General features: G+C 58.6%; 19 protein-coding genes. 16 read left to right on the forward strand and 3 right to left on the reverse strand.

Going from position 1 to position 17,658, the window contains the following annotated elements; translation table 11 throughout:
- The first annotated feature begins 1 nt into the window (after position 1).
- Positions 2-916: a UbiA family prenyltransferase gene (locus JIN78_RS04865; RefSeq protein WP_200390820.1), complete on the forward strand. Its 915-nt coding sequence runs from the start codon at positions 2-4 to the stop codon at positions 914-916.
- On the opposite strand, the gene JIN78_RS04870 is transcribed toward JIN78_RS04865, so the two are convergent.
- The gene (locus JIN78_RS04870) at positions 913-1,308 is read right to left on the reverse strand and encodes a lipid-A-disaccharide synthase N-terminal domain-containing protein (RefSeq protein ID WP_200390821.1); all 396 of its coding nucleotides are present in this window, start codon (positions 1,306-1,308) and stop codon (positions 913-915) included. The two genes, JIN78_RS04865 and JIN78_RS04870, sit on opposite strands and share 4 nt — an antisense overlap.
- 191 nt (positions 1,309-1,499) lie before the next feature.
- Here JIN78_RS04870 and cdaA point away from each other — a divergent pair, with 191 nt between their 5' ends.
- The 4 genes from cdaA (at position 1,500) to JIN78_RS04890 (ending at position 4,690) form a co-directional block, all read left to right on the forward strand.
- Complete coding sequence (cdaA, locus tag JIN78_RS04875; protein ID WP_200390822.1) at positions 1,500-2,303, forward strand: diadenylate cyclase CdaA; 804 nt, start codon at positions 1,500-1,502, stop codon at positions 2,301-2,303.
- 1 nt (position 2,304) lies between these two features.
- A complete protein-coding gene (locus JIN78_RS04880; RefSeq protein ID WP_200390823.1) occupies positions 2,305-2,493 on the forward strand; it encodes a hypothetical protein in 189 nt (62 codons plus the stop codon).
- Positions 2,494-2,501: 8 nt separating this feature from the next.
- Positions 2,502-3,149 carry a dethiobiotin synthase gene (gene bioD, locus JIN78_RS04885; RefSeq protein WP_200390824.1) on the forward strand — a complete coding sequence of 216 codons (648 nt, stop codon included), beginning with the start codon at positions 2,502-2,504 and terminating at the stop codon, positions 3,147-3,149.
- A gap of 119 nt (positions 3,150-3,268) precedes the next feature.
- Positions 3,269-4,690, forward strand: a complete 1,422-nt coding sequence (locus JIN78_RS04890) for a tetratricopeptide repeat protein (protein ID WP_200390825.1) — start codon at positions 3,269-3,271, stop codon at positions 4,688-4,690.
- A gap of 134 nt (positions 4,691-4,824) precedes the next feature.
- On the opposite strand, the gene hemQ is transcribed toward JIN78_RS04890, so the two are convergent.
- Positions 4,825-5,661, reverse strand: coding sequence for a hydrogen peroxide-dependent heme synthase (gene hemQ, locus JIN78_RS04895; protein ID WP_200390826.1), 837 nt, complete (start codon positions 5,659-5,661; stop codon positions 4,825-4,827).
- The gene (locus JIN78_RS04900; RefSeq protein ID WP_200390827.1) at positions 5,658-6,794 is read right to left on the reverse strand and encodes a hypothetical protein; all 1,137 of its coding nucleotides are present in this window, start codon (positions 6,792-6,794) and stop codon (positions 5,658-5,660) included. The genes hemQ and JIN78_RS04900 overlap by 4 nt, the downstream gene beginning before the upstream one ends.
- A 280-nt stretch (positions 6,795-7,074) precedes the next feature.
- Between JIN78_RS04900 and JIN78_RS04905 the strand changes: the two genes are divergently transcribed.
- The 11 genes from JIN78_RS04905 (at position 7,075) to JIN78_RS04955 (ending at position 17,655) form a co-directional block, all read left to right on the forward strand.
- Complete coding sequence (locus tag JIN78_RS04905) at positions 7,075-7,308, forward strand: ferredoxin (protein ID WP_200390828.1); 234 nt, start codon at positions 7,075-7,077, stop codon at positions 7,306-7,308.
- Complete coding sequence (locus JIN78_RS04910) at positions 7,305-7,679, forward strand: DciA family protein (protein ID WP_200390829.1); 375 nt, start codon at positions 7,305-7,307, stop codon at positions 7,677-7,679. The genes JIN78_RS04905 and JIN78_RS04910 overlap by 4 nt, the downstream gene beginning before the upstream one ends.
- 21 nt (positions 7,680-7,700) lie before the next feature.
- The gene (locus JIN78_RS04915; RefSeq protein ID WP_200390830.1) at positions 7,701-8,693 is read left to right on the forward strand and encodes a dihydroneopterin aldolase; all 993 of its coding nucleotides are present in this window, start codon (positions 7,701-7,703) and stop codon (positions 8,691-8,693) included.
- 132 nt (positions 8,694-8,825) lie between these two features.
- Positions 8,826-9,809, forward strand: coding sequence for a S1C family serine protease (locus JIN78_RS04920; protein WP_200390831.1), 984 nt, complete (start codon positions 8,826-8,828; stop codon positions 9,807-9,809).
- A gap of 185 nt (positions 9,810-9,994) precedes the next feature.
- Positions 9,995-10,204: a DNA-directed RNA polymerase subunit omega gene (locus tag JIN78_RS04925; RefSeq protein ID WP_200390832.1), complete on the forward strand. Its 210-nt coding sequence runs from the start codon at positions 9,995-9,997 to the stop codon at positions 10,202-10,204.
- 147 nt (positions 10,205-10,351) lie between these two features.
- Positions 10,352-10,813, forward strand: coding sequence for an SsrA-binding protein SmpB (smpB, locus tag JIN78_RS04930; protein WP_200390833.1), 462 nt, complete (start codon positions 10,352-10,354; stop codon positions 10,811-10,813).
- 73 nt (positions 10,814-10,886) lie between these two features.
- A complete protein-coding gene (gene dnaE / locus JIN78_RS04935; protein WP_200390834.1) occupies positions 10,887-14,390 on the forward strand; it encodes a DNA polymerase III subunit alpha in 3,504 nt (1,167 codons plus the stop codon).
- Positions 14,391-14,436: 46 nt separating this feature from the next.
- Positions 14,437-14,940, forward strand: a complete 504-nt coding sequence (locus tag JIN78_RS04940) for a GbsR/MarR family transcriptional regulator (protein ID WP_200390835.1) — start codon at positions 14,437-14,439, stop codon at positions 14,938-14,940.
- Entirely contained in the window at positions 14,937-15,500 is a 564-nt protein-coding gene (gene nusG, locus JIN78_RS04945; protein ID WP_200390836.1) for a transcription termination/antitermination protein NusG, read from the forward strand. The genes JIN78_RS04940 and nusG overlap by 4 nt, the downstream gene beginning before the upstream one ends.
- Before the next feature lie 177 nt (positions 15,501-15,677).
- Positions 15,678-16,670 carry an NAD-dependent epimerase/dehydratase family protein gene (locus tag JIN78_RS04950; protein WP_200390837.1) on the forward strand — a complete coding sequence of 331 codons (993 nt, stop codon included), beginning with the start codon at positions 15,678-15,680 and terminating at the stop codon, positions 16,668-16,670.
- 37 nt (positions 16,671-16,707) lie between these two features.
- On the forward strand, positions 16,708-17,655 hold the full coding sequence (locus tag JIN78_RS04955; RefSeq protein WP_345778143.1) for a GDP-L-fucose synthase family protein: 948 nt from the start codon (positions 16,708-16,710) through the stop codon (positions 17,653-17,655).
- The last annotated feature ends 3 nt before the right edge of the window (positions 17,656-17,658 follow it).

A 17,658-nucleotide genomic window follows, 5' to 3' on the forward strand; every position in this document is an offset into this window, starting at 1 on the left:
CATGAAGCGCCAGCTCCTCATCGACCTCCTCGCCGCCGGGCGGGTGGCCAATCTTCCTTCCGTCGTCAGCAATGTCCTGCTGGGCTGCGGCCTCGGCTGGCTTCTGGTAGCGCCAGGTTCTCTCGCCATTCTTTTTCCGGTGCTCGCCGGGTGTTGTCTCTACGTGGGCGGGTGTTTTCTCAATGATTGGGCGGACCGCTTCTGGGATGCCGCCCACCGTCCCGAGCGTCCCTTGCCCGCCCGCCGGATTTCTCCCGAGTTTTTAAGGAATGCCGCTTTTGCCCTGATGGCTGTGGGATGCCTCCTTGCCGCCTTCTCCGGGTGGCCCGCGCTTCTCGTCGCGGTGATGATTGCGGGGGCCATTGCCCTCTACACCTGGATTCACAAGAAAACCGCTTGGGGGGTCGTGCCCATGGGCCTTTGCCGGGGCTTGCTTTATCTTTTGGGATTCGTTGCCCAGGGGGGGGCCGGGTTCTCATCCGGAGGCCTTGTGTTGCTCATGGCAGGCGGGCTCCTTTTTTACGTGGGTGGTTTGTCGCTTTTTGCCCGGTCCGAAGCCCAGGCTGTGGTGCCCAGGGTCAACCGTATGCTGGGGCTCCTCATGATGACCCTGGTTGCCTTCACTCATGCCGCCTATTGGTTCACCTTGTCCTTCGGAGCCGCTCTTGTCGCGCTGCTGGCCTTGGCTCCCTATTCCTGGCTGCTTCGCCGGGGGATTGGGGCCATCAAAAGCTCCATCGGGAAAGGGGTCTCCCATCTCCTGGCCAATATCTGCCTCGTCGATCTGGTCGCGATGCTCCCTCTCGCCGTGGTCTTGGCGGGGGGAGGGCACTGGCTGGCCCTCCTCCTGCCCCTGGTCTCGGGGGGAGCCTATTTCCTCGCTGTTCTGCTGCAAAAAGTGGCTCCGGCGACCTAGTCGATAGCATCCTCCTTGGCTGCCGGTCCGTTCTTGAGATCCAAAACCAGATTGTAAAGGCCTACGAAAGAAGGAAACAGGTTGGAGAGCACTCCCACCGAGTCGATTTTTCCAAAGGTGAAGTAGCTCAGCAGTGAGATGGAGCCGAGCACAGACATGATCCAGAAGATGCGGGGCATCCTGACTTGCTTCGCCTTTTTGGAAGCAAGCAGCTGGGGAATCCAGCGTCCCGCAAACATGGTCACCCCGAAGTAGCCGATGATTTTCCAAGGGTAGAGCACGATGGGGCGCCCGAAGAGAGAGCCCTCGAAGAAAACCTGGTGCATCCAGCCCGTGGCCTCGGGAATTTTGGGAGCGGTTTCGTGAGCGAGGATGAGAAGAGAGTCGATCATGGATAGAGGCGGTTCGCGCGCAGCACCAGAAGCGGGCTGGTTGCGCTTTGTTCCCAAAGCCTGCGACGAAAAGCGAGCGCTTTTTACCGCCATTCCAGGCCGCGCCCTCGGTCAGAGTTCATTGGGAAAAAATCGAGTCACAAGCGATCATTGCACTTTCGGGCTTAGCGGGTGGGTGTTAGCTTCGCCTCTTGTCTTGGGACGCATTCCAGAATCTTTGGCAGAATCACTGGCGTGACGGGGTGGAAATCCTCGTCCTTTGGCTGGTGATCTATCAGCTCTATCGGGCTTTCCGCGCCACTCGGGGCGCGCGCATTTTGGTGGGCTTGGCGACCGTCCTGATCGGTTTTATCCTGATCTCCAGTTTGCTGGAGCTTCCGGTGCTGGGCTGGATTTTGCGCCAGGCAGTCTTTGTGCTCGCCTTTGCCCTGCTCATCATCTTCCAACCCGAGATCCGGAGTGCGCTCGCCAAGATTGGCAGTTCCCGCTTCTTGTCCTTCAATTCCGGCCAACGGAAATTTCTGAATCTTCTGGAGGATGCGGTGGTGCAGCTTTCCAAGAAGCGTTATGGCGCTCTCTTTGCCCTCGAACGCAGTATTTCTCTCAAGGAAATCGAGCAAACGGGAGTGGAGATGGGGAGCGAGCTTTCCGTGGAACTGGCCCTGACTCTCTTCTTTCCCAAGACGGCTCTTCACGATGGGGGAGTGGTATTGGATGAAGAAAGAATCGCCGCCGCCGCCTGTGTCTTTCCCGTCACCCAGCGCGATATGAAGGATCGCTCTTTGGGCCTGCGCCACCGGGCTGCCATTGGCTTGACCGAAGAGACCGATGCCGTGGCGGTGGTGGTGAGCGAAGAGACTGGCACGATCTCCATCGCGGTGGACGGCAAGCTGGAGCGGTTTAAGGACGAGAACGAGTTTCGCGAGCGGCTGGAGGCAATTTTCTTACACAATGAGCAGCAGAAGAACAGTTCGAGCGAGGAATCTGATCGCTAAAGTGGCTTCCCTCTTTCTGGCGGTGATTGTGTGGTTTCTCATCAAGGACCTCCTCACCAATCAGGGGCCGTTGAGCGATTCTCCCGAGGATTCGCTCCTCGGAACTTCGGACTTGAGTGATGTCGTGCCCGGGCCGCCGCAACCTCGCCAGGAGGAAAAGGCTCCCAAAGAGGAGACGACGCTGCATTGAAGGAAGCTATGGCAGAAAGCGTGATTGTGACCGGTACGGATACCGGATGTGGAAAGACTTGGTTCAGTTGGCTCCTCGTGCGCGCCCTGCGCGCCCGCGGCATCGATGCGGTGGGATGGAAGCCTTTCTGTTGCGGCGATCGGGAAGATGCCTATGCGCTGGCCGACGCCAATGAGGGGATTCTCACTCTCGATGAAGTGAATCCGGTTTGGTTCCGCACCCCCATCGCGCCTTACCCCGCCGCCGAGCTGGAGGGAGGGGAGGTGGATCTGGAAAAAGTGCGGGCTCTCGGCTGGGAGCTGGCGGCGCGGCATGAGATGGTGATCTGCGAGGGAGTCGGGGGCTGGGAAGTCCCCCTCACCGCGCAAGCGAATTTTTCCACCTGGGCGAAGACCTTGGGCTGGCCCGTGCTGCTGGTCATCGGCAATCGCCTGGGAGCTCTCAATCACACCTTTCTCACCGCTCGCGCCATCCAGGAGCAGGGATGCGCTTTGCAGGCCGCCGTTCTCAATCAGGTCATTGAGGAGCAGGATGTCGCCGGAGTGACCAATCGCGGCGTGATCGAACAGCGATTGCCCGGTCAGTTGCTGGGCGAGGTCATGCACGGGGCGGAGGTCCTGGAGGACGACCTTCTGGAGGCTTTTCTCCAGCGCTAAAGCGGGGTTCGCAGGGTGCAGAGGGAGGGTTCTCTGCGGGGGCGAACGTATTTTGAGAAGCGTTTTCTTGCCATGCCCCTTTGAATTGTCATCATGGCGGGAGCACACTTAAAACATTCATGGAAGAAGCTACCGGAGAGAACGCATTCCGCGAGATCAGCGTTGCGGATTTGGAACCCTCGATTCAGGGGTATTGGAAAAAGGCGCAAGAGTCTTTGCAGATCGATAATCACAAGTATGCCGTCACCTTGCTGCAGGCGATTCTGAAGGAAGCCCCTGGCTTTCTGGAAGGTCGTAAAGCCCTGCGCATGGCCGAGGACAAACTGACGGGGGGACCCAAGAAAAAGCGCGGCCTTTTCGGCACCAGCGTGGGTGCCAACAGCCCTTCGGTCTCCAAGAAATATTTGGCGCAAGCCGACAAAGACGGCAATGCCGCTTTGCAGGCGGTTGAGAAGGAGCTGGAAAAGGACCCCTTCAATGCCTCCTTCAACGATGCTCTGCACGATGTCGCGGCCAAGTTGGGGATGACTGATACTGCCGCTTTCGCCCTCGAGACCGTGCGCAAGGCCTTTCCGGAGGAAGGCAAGCTGATGCACAAGCTGGCCGAATTCTACCTCTCGGTGGAGCGCCCCCTCGATGCCGCTGCCGTCTACGAGGACATCGTGAAGGCCAACCCTGGCGATATCGATGCCGTTAAAAAGGCCAAGGATTGCACCGCCCGGGCCTCCATGCTGTCCAACCGCAGTGAAAGCGGGGAGCTGGTTCTGCAGAAAAAAGATGCCGAGGAAACCCTCGCGCTTGAGAAGGCCTCCCGCTCCGCTCTCACCAAAGAGCAGATGGAAGAAAAACGCGACAACCTCGCGGCCCAGTATGCGGCGGACCAGAACAACCTGAACGTGGTGCGCGATCTGGCGGCAGTCTACGAAAACCTCGAGGACTGGGACAATGCCTACGCTTTCTACGATTGGGGCTTCCAAATCAGCAACAACGACGTAGCCCTGAAGAACAAAGCCGGCAAAATGAAGGACAAGGCCGCCGAGGTGAAACTTTCCAACCTCAAGAAGGCGGTGGAAGCCAATCCCGACGATGCCGAAGCGGCCCGGGAGCTGGAGGAATTCCGCAGTGCCCTCAGTGCCGAGCAAGTGGAAGAGCGCAAGAAGCGGGTGGAAGAAAACCCTACCGATCCTTCCCTGCGCTTTTCTCTGGGCGAAGCCCTTTTCCACGCCGGACAATACAAGGAAGCCATCCAGCACTTGCAGCAAGCTACCCGCAACCCGCATATTCGCACCAAGGTGCTTATCCTGCTGGGCCGCACCTTTGACAAGATGGGCATGGTCGATATGGCTGTGAACCGCTTCGAGGAGGCCAATGCTGAACTGAAGCAGATGGATGCCACCAAGAAGGAAGTGCTCTACGAATTGGGCCTCATCTTTGAGAAGCAGTCCGAGAAGGAAAAGGCCATCGACTCCTTCAAGCAGATCTACGAGGTCGATTACGGCTACCGCGACGTGGCCGAGCGCGTGGAGTCCGCTTACCAATAAAGATCAACCGGCCCTCCCCGGGAGGGATTCAAATTCACGAAAAAAGGGCTTCGCAGTTGCGAGGCCCTTTTTTTATGAGGATTCTTAGGGGAAATTGGGGAGCGGGGAAAGTTCTGCTCCCGGGATGCTGCGGCCTAGAGACAGATGCGGCGGAACAGTTCGTCGAGGGGAAGCTGCAGGCCGATGTAGAAATCGCCAAATTCGCCATAGCGGGCAGAGACGTCGTCGAAACGCATCTCGTAGACGATGGATTTGACCTGATAGGTGTCATGTGCCAGCAGGGTGACCCCCCATTCATGCTCGTCGAGACCGGTGGAGCCGGTGATGAGCTGGAGAATCTTGCCGGAGTATTTGCGACCTGTGCGGGCGTGGCCCATCATGAGCTCGCGGCGACTCTCGAAGCCGGTCTCATACCAGTTGTAGTCAGGGTGCGCATTGCGGCGCTTGGACATGGGGTAGAAGCAAACCACTGGCCAATCGGGCAAGACCGGGTAGAGGCGGTGCTGGCTGTATTTTGCCATGCGTTCGTCGAATTCCTGCAAGGCTTCGTTGTAGTCCTTGCTGCCCTCCGCCATTCCTTTTTCCACCACCAGGGTTTCGCGAGCGTATTGGTCGCGGGTGGTGGTGTATTCCGAGCGCTCCGTTTGGGAGAGGTAGGAATAGGTGGGGGCGAGGATGTCAGGCCCCAAGGAGAGAGTGAGACGCTTTTCGAACTGGGTGGCGGTGACCAGGTCCGGGGTGAGGAGCATGAAGCCGAGGTCGGCCTTGGGGGTCGCGATGGCAAAGGTGAGGAGTTGGGTGTCCGGGGTGGAGCGGATTTCCTGCACCAGCTCGGTCAGGCGGGTCTTGGCCTCCCGTTTTTCATCCCGGCTCAGGGTGGACCACTGGCCGTGGTCGATGTGGTAATAGAGGTGGAGAACATGCCAGCCTTCTTCCGGGCTGACTTTGATGGTGGATGCTTCGTCGGTCATTGTGCGTTTTTGCGTTTTGCGGAAATGGGAATGGCCATGAATTCCTCAAAGTTCTGACCGTCGGCCGATTCCATGAGAACGAATTCCCAAGTGAAATTGTCGTCCGCGAGGTAGGAGATGAGGTCGCCTTCTTGCTTGAAGCCCGTGGTGGCCCGGATGGTGGCGGTCGAGCCGGCCGTGACTGCAGTGGGGGACGTGGAGAGGGCAAAAGTGGAGCCCGTCAGTGTCAAAGTGGTGGGGTCCCCGGCGAAGCGGCCTTCTTCGTCGCGGAAGAGAAGTCGCAGAGCCTTGGCCTGGGAATTATCTCCCAAGGTGAGCTTCACTTCCGGGATCAGTTCGATGGTTCGGGAGACGCCCTCATCGCGATTGGCTCCCTCTCGCACGGGGTTGCGCCAGTAGGTCTCCGCATTGGCGACGACGAGGCTTTTGCCCTCTAGGGGAAACTTCAGCCGGGATGCTTCCACGGGGGGAGTGAAGTGCTGCGAGAGGGTGATGCGGGTGGCGATGATCCCTCCCAGCAGGGCAATCAGGAAGAGGCCGCAGAGAATCTTTTCCAAGGGGGAAAAGGCCGCGAGCCATTTGCCGCCAGGCTGGGCCGGAGGAGGAGTCTGGCTGTCGCTCTTGGACGAGGCGGTCTTTTCTTCCGCTGCGGCAGCAGGGGTCTGGTCCTCTGGGGTCTCGGGTTCGGGGCTCATGGACTCGGGTGAAGGCGGGGCTGTTTCCTCCGGGGCAGAGGCGGCAGGAGCAGGTGTTTCGCGCTTTGCGCTGGGTTTGGCTGTGACGCGCACCTGCGGGGAGAGGGGCTTTTTGGCATCGCGGGGAACAGGGTTGATGGCGGGTTTGCCCTTGTTTTCTTGTTCGTCCAGGTCTCCCAGCTCGTCCTTGCGGGCCGCTGGTTGCACCCCGCGCTTGGTGAGGTTGGGGCGGGCGATGGGCTCCATTTCCAGCGGTTTGCCGGGCTCGATATCTCCCTCGGATACGAGGGGGGGCTGCGGGCGATCCTCCGGGGGGGGGAGCCGTTGCCGGGGCTGGGAGATCACCTCGCGCGCCGGACGTTGCGTCCGTGGCGCGGCTTTCTTTTCGCCCGCCGCAGGAGGGGCTTCCTCAAAATCGTCATCTAAATCGTGCGCCAACTCGTCCTTCAGCGGGGAAGGTTGGGGGAGTGGGGCCTCCGATGGGTTCGGGGCGTCGGGGGAGGACTCGTCTTCCTGCATAGCTGATGATAAGGTTTGGAATTGGGGCCGCTTTCAGGACGACCGGAAGGAGGGTAGAAAGGCTCGCTTGGCTTGGCCAGTCCGGAAATCTGGAAAGGTGCTCCCAGGCTGTCAATGGCGGGAATCGCTAAAAAAAACTGTTGCAAGGCTCCCTCGCTTGGCTGACACCTTCCGCAACAATCAGCCCCACCCGAACGCAATGGCAGACAAAGACGACAAACACGAAGAAAACATTCCCGGAGCTTATTACGTGGACATGCAGTGCATCGACTGCGATCTCTGTCGTGAAACCGCCCCTGCAAACTTCACCCGCCAGGAAGACGAAGGCTATTCCTACGTCTACAAGCAGCCGGAGAGTGAGGAAGAGCGCGAGCAGTGCGAAGAGGCCATGGAAGGTTGCCCCGTGGAGGCAATCGGCAACGATGGCGAATGAGAAAGCGGAGCCAGTCCCGCCGGGTGCATGTGACCCGGGCGGTGGTTCGTGATTGGCAAGGGGGGGAGACTCCCATGCCAACCCGGAAAAACTGTTCCCAGGCCAAGGATTGGCTGGAGGCGATCCTTTCCCAAATGCCGGTCGATGGCTTGGAAGAGGAGCGCATCCGCGAGAGTTGGCGCAGTGTGGTCGGCGATTTCGTCGCTTCTCAAACGGAGGTCGTTTCCCTGCGCCATCGTGTCCTTCTCCTCCGCGTGCTGCAGCCGGCCATGCGCTTCCACCTCGAGCAATCCCGCAGCGAGTTGCTCGCCAAGGTGCGAGCCCGCTTGGGGGAAAAGGCGGTGCGGGAAGTGCGCCTGATTTCCGGCTGATTTCCTTCCTTCCCCAACGCTATGATTCGCAATCTCATCCTCGATTGGTCGGGCACTTTGGTCGACGACTTCAGCGCCACTCTCGTCGCGACTAATGAGGTCTTTGCTCACTATGGCTTGCCTGCCATGAGCGCCAGTGAGTTTCGGCGGGACTTCCGCTTGCCGTATCCGGAGTTTTATGCCGAGTTTCTTCCCGGGGTTCCTCTGGCCGAGTTGGAAGTTCTTTTCAAAGAGGCTTTTCTCAAAGCTGAAAATCTGGTCCAGCCCCTGCCTGCGACCCGGGGTTTTTTGGAAGCCGCCAGCGAAAAAAGTCTCCGCCTTTTTGTTCTCTCCAGCATGAACGAGGAGGCCCTGCGGCGGCAGGCCCGGGATTTCGCTATCCAGTCTTACTTCGAGGAAATCTACGCCGGAGTGCTCAATAAATGCGATCGTATCGGCTCCGTGGTTGCGGAGCACGGGCTCTTGCCGGAGGAGACCGCTTATGTGGGCGACATGGTCCATGATGTCCATGCGGCCCAGGCTGGTGGCTTGCACTCGGTCGCCCTTCTTTCGGGCTACGATCCGGTGGAGCGCCTGGCGGCAGCGGGACCCCAGATGATTTTGCCCGATATCGGCCAGTTGCCCAAGCTCTGTGCCACGGGGGCTCCGGCGCGGGTGCGGCCAGACATCGTAGTGCGCAAGCTGAGAGTGGCGGTCCACATCGGGGTGCCGGAGGAAGAACGGGCCCAGGCACAGGAACTCAAGATTTCCCTCACTCTGGAAACCCGCTCGGGACTGAACGGTCTCGGCGATGACCTGGCCCGCACGGTCGACTACTTTGCTCTCACGGAAGCGGTGAAAGCCCTTGCGCAAGATCGCCCCCGTAAACTGATTGAAACCCTCGCGGAGGAAGTGGCCCTATTTCTTCTCGCAAAGTTTCCGTTGCGGGCCGTCAGAGTGGAGATTGAAAAGGCCATCCTGCTCAATTGCGAGGGCGTAGTCGTTTCCTGCCAGCGCCGCTCAGCGCAAAAATGAGATCATCTTGCGGGAAAATGGGAAATTTTCCCGAGCTTGGCATTGCAAGGTGGCTTTTTTCTGTTTTTCTGTTATCCCTTTTACAAAACGCTCTTTCCGTGGCGTTTAACGGGTGAGAAGCGTTTGGCGAGCATGGGACGAAAAGAAATGGAGAGTAAGCTGGAGAGTAAGCGGGTGCAAAACGGATTGCGGGGGGTGGTTCTTGCCTTGGCGTGGTGCCTGGGCACGATGGTCGCACTGGGGGAGCAAGAGGCTTTGCAGGAGGGGGTTGTCTTTAAGAAAAAGGGCTCCTCGGGAGACACTTTGCAGTCGGAGGTCGTTTTTCTTGATGAGGCGGGCTTGGCCGTGGTGGCGACCGAGGCGACTACTGATTTTCGCAGTGGCACTTACCGGGGTGAGCCGGTGTCCCTGGTGGCTCACGATTCGGTCAGCCGCTTGACCTTGGTGCGAGTCCCTCTGGCCTCGGGCGAGGCGACTGCCCCGGTGGAGCTGGGGAGTTCGCTCAAGGTCGAGGAAGGGAGCGCCTTCTATCTCGGCGTGGAGGGGGAGTCCTCGATTTCCCGCTTTGTCAGTCGCGAGAGCGAATACAAGGGCCAGCCGCTCCCTCTCGAGTTGTTCCGGGTCCATCACGCCCCGGAGGTCAAGCCGGGGCTGGGGCACCCGTTTTTTGATTCGGCGGGGCGTCTGGTCGCCATCAATTACCGGAAGGCCAGTGAATTTGGGAACGGCTCCTTCGCTTTCCCAGTGGAGGTGCTCAAACGCATTCAAGGAGCCTCTGTGGAAAACGGGGTGGTGCAACGCAGCTGGTTCGGGGTCGAGTTGCTGCCCAGTAATCCTCTCGCGGTGGTCGAAGGGGTGCGACCGTCCTCTCCCGCAGCCAAGGCCGGGTTGATCGAGGGCGATATCCTCATCCGCATTGGCCCCCGCTTCGTGCAGGATTATTTCGATGCTCTCAATGCCTTTTTCTATCTGCGCGAGGGCGAGGAAGCGACGGTGACCTATGTCCGGGGCACCGAGGTGGGGCAGACGACCGTGCTTCCCGAGCTGGCTCCGGTTGCCTTGCCCGCTGGTGAGGGTAGCCAGGCTGCCAAGGTCTTGCCCGGTGCTGCCGAGTGAGCCGAAGAGGAGGGATTTCTGCCGGTGGTAAACGGAAATGTCTTGTCAAGGCCGGGTATCCGTGTAAAGCCCTTCAGCCCCTCGTTGGTGAGGGACTGAACCTTTTTGATACCGTGACGATGGGAGAGGATAAGATTATCCAGTTTAACCAACCGGAACCCACGTCGCGATTCTCTGGAACACCTATGAAAAGCGAGCTTGTCGAGAAAGCATCCGAGGTCATGCCCGACCCCCAAATCCTAATCAACATGGTGTCCCGCCGGGTCAAGCAGCTGAACGATGGGCGCGCTCCCCTGATCGACACTGTTCCCAGCATGGGCGCCGCCGATATTGCCTTGATCGAAATTATCGAGGGCAAAATCAAATTGAGCGAACCCATCGACTCTCCCGAATAAGGAGTTTCCTCCCCCGCGCTGGTTGACTAACCTTCCCGCGGCCGCAGATTCCCCGAGCTGCTGACGAAAGCTCACCCGCCTGCAGAACACTGCGGGCTTTCTGCTATCTGGCTGTTGCTCTTGCCCCTACCGACTCTTCTTCCGCCGATGAACACCGATATCGCCAAAAACAAAAAAGCGCTCCACGATTTCCATATCCTCAGCAAAATCGAGGCGGGTATCGAGTTGCGGGGCACCGAGGTGAAGTCCATCCGCGAGGGGAAGGTCAACCTGCGCGATTCCTACGCCCGCGTGGACAAGGGACAAATTTTTCTCTACGGGCTCGATATTCAGCCCTGGCAGACGGCCGGAGAGTGGTTTCAGCACGAGAGCAAGCGGCCCCGCCGGCTCTTGTTGCACAAGGCGGAGATTCTCAAGCTGGCGGAGGCCACCCAAGTCAAGGGCGAGACCGTGGTGGCCCTGCGCCTTTATTTCAAGAATCGTCGCGTCAAGGTCGAGCTCGGCCTGGCCAAGGGCAAAAGCCATCGCGACCAGCGCCATGATCTGAAAAAGCAGGTCGAATTGCGCGAAGCCCAGCGCGAGATGGCGCGCTTCAATCAGGGACGCTGATCGGGGCCCCTGCTGGCGTGGAAAATCCGCCCCGCGCTTGCCTCCCGGCAGCCCTCCCGATAGGAATCGGGAAATGGCCGATTCCTCCTTCGTTCACCTTCATCTCCACACTGAGTATTCCACCCTCGACGGCGCGGTGCGCATGGGGGATTTGGCGAAGAAGGCGGCCGAGCTGGGCATGCCGGCGGTGGCCATGACCGACCATGGCAATCTCTACGGAGCGATCAACTTTTTCCTGAAATGCCAGGAAGCGGGGGTCAAGCCCATCTTCGGCTGCGAAATCTACCTCGCTCCTTTCTCGATGAGTGAGAAAAAAGAGATCCCGGGCCGCAAGCGCGCCACCCACCTGACCCTGCTGGCCGAGAATGAGACCGGCTGGCAGAACCTCATCAAGCTGGTCACCAAGGGCCACCTCGAAGGGCTCTACTACGGGAAGCCCCGGGTGGACCGCGAGGTTTTGCGCGAATACTCGGAGGGCATCATCTGCCTGAGCGGCTGCATCAGCGGCCCGGTCAACGAGTGGATTCTGCAAGGGCAAGAGGAGAAAGCCCGCGAGGCCCTCATCGAGCTGGAGGAGATTTTTGGCAAAGAGAATTTCTATGTCGAAATCCACGACCACGGCTTGGAGGAGCAGGCCAAGGTGCGTCCGGTGCTCGTCAAGCTGGCGGCCGAACGAGGGCTCAAGCTGGTCGCGGCCAATGATGTCCACTTTCTCAATCGCGCGGACCATGAAGCCCATGACGTGATGATTTGCATTGGGACGGGCAAGCTTCTCTTCGACTCCGACCGCATGCGCTACTCGCCGGAGGTTTATTTCAAGTCGGCGGAGGAAATGCGCGAGCTTTTTGCGGATTATCCCGAGGCCTGCGACGCTACCCTCGAGATTGCGGAACGCTGCAATGTGACGCTGCATCTCGATGCCACCAGCTCGGAAAAATATCCCCAGTTCGATGCCCCCGATGGCTCTCCCCGCGAGGAGTATTTCCGCAAAGTCTGCGAGGAGGGCTTGGCCGAACGCTATGCCGAGGGGCGTCTCGAGGAATTGGCCCGGCATTTGGAAAAATCGCCCGAGGAGATGCAAAAAGTCCTCGATGAGCGCCTCGACTACGAAATCGGCATCATCAACCAGCTTGGCTTTGCCAGTTACTTCTTGATCACCGCCGACTTCATCCAGTGGGGACGCGATCAGCAGATTCCAGTCGGTCCGGGACGGGGGTCGGCGGCGGGCTCCCTCGTCGCTTATACCCTGGGAATCACCGATATCTGCCCCATGCGCTTCGGGCTCCTTTTCGAACGATTCCTCAACCCCGAGCGGGTGAGCCCGCCCGATGTCGATATCGACTTTTGCCAGAGTCGCCGGGCGGAAGTGATTGAATACGTGCGGCAGAAGTATGGCGAGCGCTGTGTCTCCCACATCATCACCTACGGCACCCTGGGGGCGAAAAGCGTCTTGCGCGATGTCTCCCGCGTGATGGGCTTGAGCTATGGCGATGCCGACAAGCTGGCCAAAATGATCGAAGCCAAGCCGGGGGTGAAGCTGCAGGGCGAATACGACGCCAAGCCCGAGCTCCGCGAAGCCATCGAGAGCAGCAGCACCTACCGCGAGCTCTGGTCCCACGCCACCAAGCTGGAGGGGCTCACCCGCAACGTGGGGGTGCATGCCGCCGGGGTGGTGATCGGCGACCGCGACCTCGATGAACACGTCCCGCTGACCCGTGGAAACGAGGGCGAGGTGGTCACCCAATATGATATGGGGGCCATTACCGAGGTGGGTCTCCTGAAGATGGACTTCCTCGGTCTGAAAAACCTCACTGTCATTCAGGACGCGGTGAATCATATCCACCGCCACACTCCCGATTTTGACATTCGTACCATCTCCCTCGAGGATCAACCCACCTTCGATCTTCTGGCCCGGGGGGAAACGATGGGGGTCTTCCAGCTGGAATCCGGTGGCATGACCGAGACCTGCAAGCGCTACGGAGTGAGCAAGATCGAGGACATCATCGACCTGCTCGCTCTCTATCGTCCCGGTGCCATGCAGTTCATCGACGAGATGATTGAGGTTAAGGAAGGTCGCCAAGACGCGGTCTTCGAGCATCCCTTGCTGGAGACCGTCTGTGGCGACACCTACGGCATCATGATCTATCAGGAACAGGTGCAGAATGCCGCCAAACTCCTCGCCGGTTACAGTCTCGGTGGTGCGGATATTCTCCGCCGCGCGATGGGTAAGAAAAAGCCTTCCGAGATGGCCAAACAGCGCGAATTGTTTGTGAAAGGAGCCAAGGAGGTCAATGACATCGATGCCAAGCTGGCCAACAAAATTTTCGACAAAATCGCGAATTTCGCGGGTTACGGTTTCAACAAGTCCCACTCCGCTTGCTACGGGCACATTTCTTATTGGACGGCCTATTTGAAGGCCAATTTCCCGGTGGAATTCCTCGCCGCCCTTCTCTCCAACGAGATCAACAACACCGACAAGATCGGTGTCTTTGTCGCCGAGTGCCACCGCATGGGAATCGAGATTCTCCCGCCTGACCTGAACCGATCGCAGCTGCGCTTCGCCCCCGAGGAGGCGGGCGGGCGGCAGGCCATCCGCTACGGTTTGGCCGCGATCAAAAATGTAGGGGAAGCCGCCATGGCCAAAGCCATCGCTTGTCGCGAGGCCGATGGCGAGTTCGCTTCTTTGGAGGATTTCACCAACCGGCTCGATTCCAAAATCGTCAACAAGCGTATCCTCGAGAACCTCGTGCGGGCCGGAGCGCTCGACTGGACGGGAGAAACCCGGGCGGGCATGTTCGGTCGCCTCGAGCAGGTGATCGCTTCCGCCAGCTCCGCCCAGCGGGACAAAGCAGCGGGGCAGGGGGCTCTCTTCGACACCCTCGATTTCACCAGTTCCCCGGAACCGGCCCACAAGGAGACCGCCGCGGTGGAGGAGTGGACCAAGGAGGAAAGGCTGGAGCAGGAGAAAGAGCTTCTCGGCTTCTACGTCACCGGTCATCCCCTGGACAAATACCGGGGCCTGATCGATTCCGACCGCTTTTGCCAGTTGGGACTCGTTGACGAACTGGACCTCTCCGATCGGCGCAAGCGATTTTCCTTCGCCGGGATGCTGCGCAGCGTTGAGCATCGCACCACCAAGGCCGGAAAACCCTTTGGCATCCTCGTGGTGGAGGATTTCACCGGCAGCCGTGAGCTCATGGTCTGGGCCGAGAGCTACACTCCCGCGAAGGAAGGGGGCTTGCTGGAAGCAGGAAAAATCGTTCGCTTTCGGGCCGCCATCTCGATCGACGATCGCACCGAGCAGCGGCGGCTGACCGGCAGTGACTTTAAGGAGCTCAAGCCGGCCAAAGGAGCCAAGAAAAGCAAGGCTCTCGAGCTCCAAGTCCGCGTGGCCCGAAATAATCGCGAGGATTTGAAACAAATCCGTGACATCTTGGCGCTTCACCCCGGGAAGACGCCTGTCTATCTCCACGTCCTCAATGGCGCGGGCAAGCGGGCCACCGTGGAAGTAGGAGAAGAGTTGTGGGTGAAAAAGTGTCCCGAGTTGGAAACGGCCATCGGGAGATGGGCGAGTTGAGTTCAAAAATAATTGAACTTTATTGTGACTCTGGCATTCTCCCTTTGTGCCAGACGTAGTCGCCAGTTCGGAATCGAGTCTCAGCGAGCTCGAGCAAGCGGCCATCGCGTATTTCTGCGATGGTGTGCGGGTTTTGGGACTCCCCCCGTCGGTGGGAGAGATTTATGGTCTTCTTTTCATTTCCCGCGAGCCCCTTTGTCAGGCTGATCTGGTGGCTCGGCTGGGAATCAGCAAGGGCTCTGCCAGCCAAGGACTGAACCTTCTGAAAGCACTGGGGGCGCTCAACGAGGTCAAGGGCGCGGATTCCCGACGCACCTATTTCGAGGCCAATTTGAATCTCAAGCGCCTGGTGGGAGGCTTCATTCGCAACCAAATCCGGCCTCATCTCCGGAGTGGTGAAGCCAAGTTGGACGGGCTGCACAATCTGGCTGAGCGCGAAACCGATCCGGAGCAGCGGGAGTTCGTGCAGGAACGACTCAGCAAGCTGGACCGTTGGTCCCAACGGGGGCAAATGATGCTTCCCGTTCTGCAACGTTTTCTAGGAGAATGATTTTGAGCGAAGAACCGACACCTGAATTTGATCCGCGCTGGTATTGCCTGCGGTCGCAAACCAAGCGCGAACACGTGGCTGCAGCCGCCATCCGGCAGAATTTTTCTCCCCAAGTGGAAGTGTTCTGTCCGCGCATCCGCTTCAAAAAGCCCACCCGGCGCGGGGTGGTTTGGTGGGTCGACCCCCTTTTTCCAGGCTACTTCCTCGCCAAGTTCGATCTGCACACTCACCTGCGCGACCTGCTCCACACCAACGGAGTCAGCGGTGCGGTTCAGTTCGGGCGCAAGCTGCCCGAGATTCCCGCTTCCTTTGTCGAAGAGCTCAAAAGCGAGTTCGCCGCCAGCGAACAAGAGGAAGCCATCGTGACCATTGAGCAAAAGCTCGGGGTGGGGGACGAGGTCGAGCTGGTCGACGGGGCCTTCCAAGGCCTGGGCGGAGTGGTCCTCGAGGTTCTGCCCTCGCAGGAACGGGTCAATGTCCTCCTCGAAATCATGGGCGAGAGCCGTCCCGTGCAGATCGATATTTATTCCCTTCTCGTGCGCGAGAGGGCTGGTGACTGAGTTTGGTTCATTTTTTATTGAACCATTCCGCTATTTCCTCTTTAAGACAGTCGTGCCGCGCGACAGCAACGCATTTTCTGGACCGTTTTATCGCGCCGTCCAATGGCGGACGCATGTTTGTCGGTCTTCTCCTAGCGGAGAAATTAACCCGTGATCCGGGTTGGAATCGAAATTTTCATGGCTAAAAAAGTACTCATTGCGGGCGCTGGAGGCTTCATCGGAGGTCATCTTGCGAAGCTCCATCTCGATCGGGGTCACCAGGTTGTCGCAGTGGATATCAAACCTGCGCAACAGTGGTATCAGCTTCATGAAAAGGCCGAGAATATCACTGCCAATCTGGAGGAAAAAGAAGCTTGTTTTTCCGCCGTCGAGGGATGCGATGAGGTTTACAATCTGGCCTGCAACATGGGCGGGATGGGCTTCATCGAAAACAATCGCTCCTTGTGCATGCTGAGCGTGCTCATCAATACCCATTTGCTCATGGCCGCTCGTGAGGCGGGGCTTTCCGGCTATTTTTATAGCTCGAGTGCCTGTGTCTATCCGGACTTCAAGCAAAGCGATGCCGCTGTCATTGCCTTGCAAGAGGGAGATGCCTACCCGGCAATGCCAGAGAATGGTTATGGTTGGGAGAAGTTGTTTTCCGAACGGCTCTGTAAGAACTTTGAAGAGGATTTCGGTTTTGCTTCCAAGGTTTTCCGTTTCCACAACGTCTACGGTCCTTATGGAACGTGGGACGGGGGACGTGAGAAGGCTCCTGCCGCCATGTGCCGCAAGGTCATCGAATGCATGGATAGCGGAAATCTGGAAATGGAAATTTGGGGGGACGGCGAGCAAACCCGTTCCTTCATGTATATCGACGATTGTCTCACTGGCATTGATAAACTTATGGCCTCTGATATCACCGATCCGCTAAACTTGGGTCGCAGTGAGCTGGTCACTATCAATGGCCTCCTCGATATCGTGGAAGAGATCGCCGGAGTGAAGGTGAAGAGAACTTACAATCTGAATGCTCCCCAGGGCGTGCGCGGCCGCAACTCTGATAACACTCTCATTCGGCAAAAACTGGGCTGGGAGCCCGAGGTCTCTCTCGTGACTGGAATGGAGAAGACATTTCACTGGATTCACGAGCAATACCAACGGCGGAAGTCGGGAGATCTGGTCGTCCAATAAGAACGACCGGAAGCTGAGAGCCTCTTTCCACAAGGGAATTCAACGCATGAAAAAAATATTTGTCAGCGGCCATCGGGGGATGGTTGGTTCTGCCCTTTGCCGGCAGGCCGAAGCGAGGGGAGATCGGGAGGTGGTCGTAGCCACCCGCCAGGAATTGGATCTCACTAATCAAGGGGAGGTCTTTGCCTACCTGCGAAACTTGAAACCCGATGAGGTCGTCGTCGCCGCCGCCAAGGTGGGAGGGATCCACGCCAATAACACTTATCCTGCGGAGTTCATTTATGAGAACCTCGCCATTGCCTCGAACCTCATCGAGGGAGCGCGGCAAGCGGGGGTGCCTCGCCTGCTTTTCTTGGGAAGCTCCTGCATCTACCCGAAGATGGCTCCGCAACCCATGCCGGAAGACTGCCTCTTGACCAGTTCCCTGGAACCAACCAATGAAGCCTATGCCATCGCCAAGATTGCCGGTCTGAAGCTCTGCCAGTATTACCGCAAGCAATATGGCCTGTGTTATCACTCCGCCATGCCGACGAATCTCTATGGCCCGGGAGATAACTATCACGCGGAAAATTCTCATGTCATTCCCGCCCTCATTCGCCGCTTTCACGAGGCCAAAGTCGCAGGGGATTCGGCAGTGACGATGTGGGGAACGGGCACTCCCCGGCGCGAATTCCTTCATGTCGATGATTTGGCAAAGGCTTGCTTCCATCTCCTGGAGCTCGCCGAGCCGCCTGATTGGGTCAACATGGGCACAGGAGAAGACTTGCCCATCCGCGAATTGGCCGAGCTCATTGCAGAGGTCGTCGGTTTCAAGGGCGAGATTCAACAGGATTTGAGCAAGCCGGACGGCACCCCCCGCAAGCTGATGGATGTTTCCCTGCTCAAGGATTCAGGCTGGAAGCCGGAGATTGGGCTGCAGGCTGGCCTCCAGGCTGCTTATCGCGATTTCCTGGCCAGTTTGGAGGCCGGACAAGCACGACTCTAGAGA

This window comes from Roseibacillus ishigakijimensis (assembly GCF_016595415.1).
Taxonomy (GTDB): Bacteria; Verrucomicrobiota; Verrucomicrobiia; order Verrucomicrobiales; family Akkermansiaceae; genus Roseibacillus; species Roseibacillus ishigakijimensis.

Bases quoted from the DNA above. Each gene is read 5' to 3' on its own strand.
- JIN78_RS04865 (WP_200390820.1), top strand. From the start codon at position 2: ATGAAGCGCCAGCTCCTCATCGACCTCCTCGCCGCCGGGCGGGTGGCC.
- JIN78_RS04870 (WP_200390821.1), bottom strand. From the start codon at position 1,308: ATGATCGACTCTCTTCTCATCCTCGCTCACGAAACCGCTCCCAAAATT.
- bioD (WP_200390824.1), top strand. From the start codon at position 2,502: ATGGCAGAAAGCGTGATTGTGACCGGTACGGATACCGGATGTGGAAAG.
- JIN78_RS04890 (WP_200390825.1), top strand. From the start codon at position 3,269: ATGGAAGAAGCTACCGGAGAGAACGCATTCCGCGAGATCAGCGTTGCG.
- hemQ (WP_200390826.1), bottom strand. From the start codon at position 5,661: ATGACCGACGAAGCATCCACCATCAAAGTCAGCCCGGAAGAAGGCTGG.
- JIN78_RS04905 (WP_200390828.1), top strand. From the start codon at position 7,075: ATGGCAGACAAAGACGACAAACACGAAGAAAACATTCCCGGAGCTTAT.
- JIN78_RS04910 (WP_200390829.1), top strand. From the start codon at position 7,305: ATGAGAAAGCGGAGCCAGTCCCGCCGGGTGCATGTGACCCGGGCGGTG.
- JIN78_RS04915 (WP_200390830.1), top strand. From the start codon at position 7,701: ATGATTCGCAATCTCATCCTCGATTGGTCGGGCACTTTGGTCGACGAC.
- JIN78_RS04920 (WP_200390831.1), top strand. From the start codon at position 8,826: ATGGGACGAAAAGAAATGGAGAGTAAGCTGGAGAGTAAGCGGGTGCAA.
- JIN78_RS04925 (WP_200390832.1), top strand. From the start codon at position 9,995: ATGAAAAGCGAGCTTGTCGAGAAAGCATCCGAGGTCATGCCCGACCCC.
- smpB (WP_200390833.1), top strand. From the start codon at position 10,352: ATGAACACCGATATCGCCAAAAACAAAAAAGCGCTCCACGATTTCCAT.
- dnaE (WP_200390834.1), top strand. From the start codon at position 10,887: ATGGCCGATTCCTCCTTCGTTCACCTTCATCTCCACACTGAGTATTCC.
- nusG (WP_200390836.1), top strand. From the start codon at position 14,937: ATGATTTTGAGCGAAGAACCGACACCTGAATTTGATCCGCGCTGGTAT.
- JIN78_RS04950 (WP_200390837.1), top strand. From the start codon at position 15,678: ATGGCTAAAAAAGTACTCATTGCGGGCGCTGGAGGCTTCATCGGAGGT.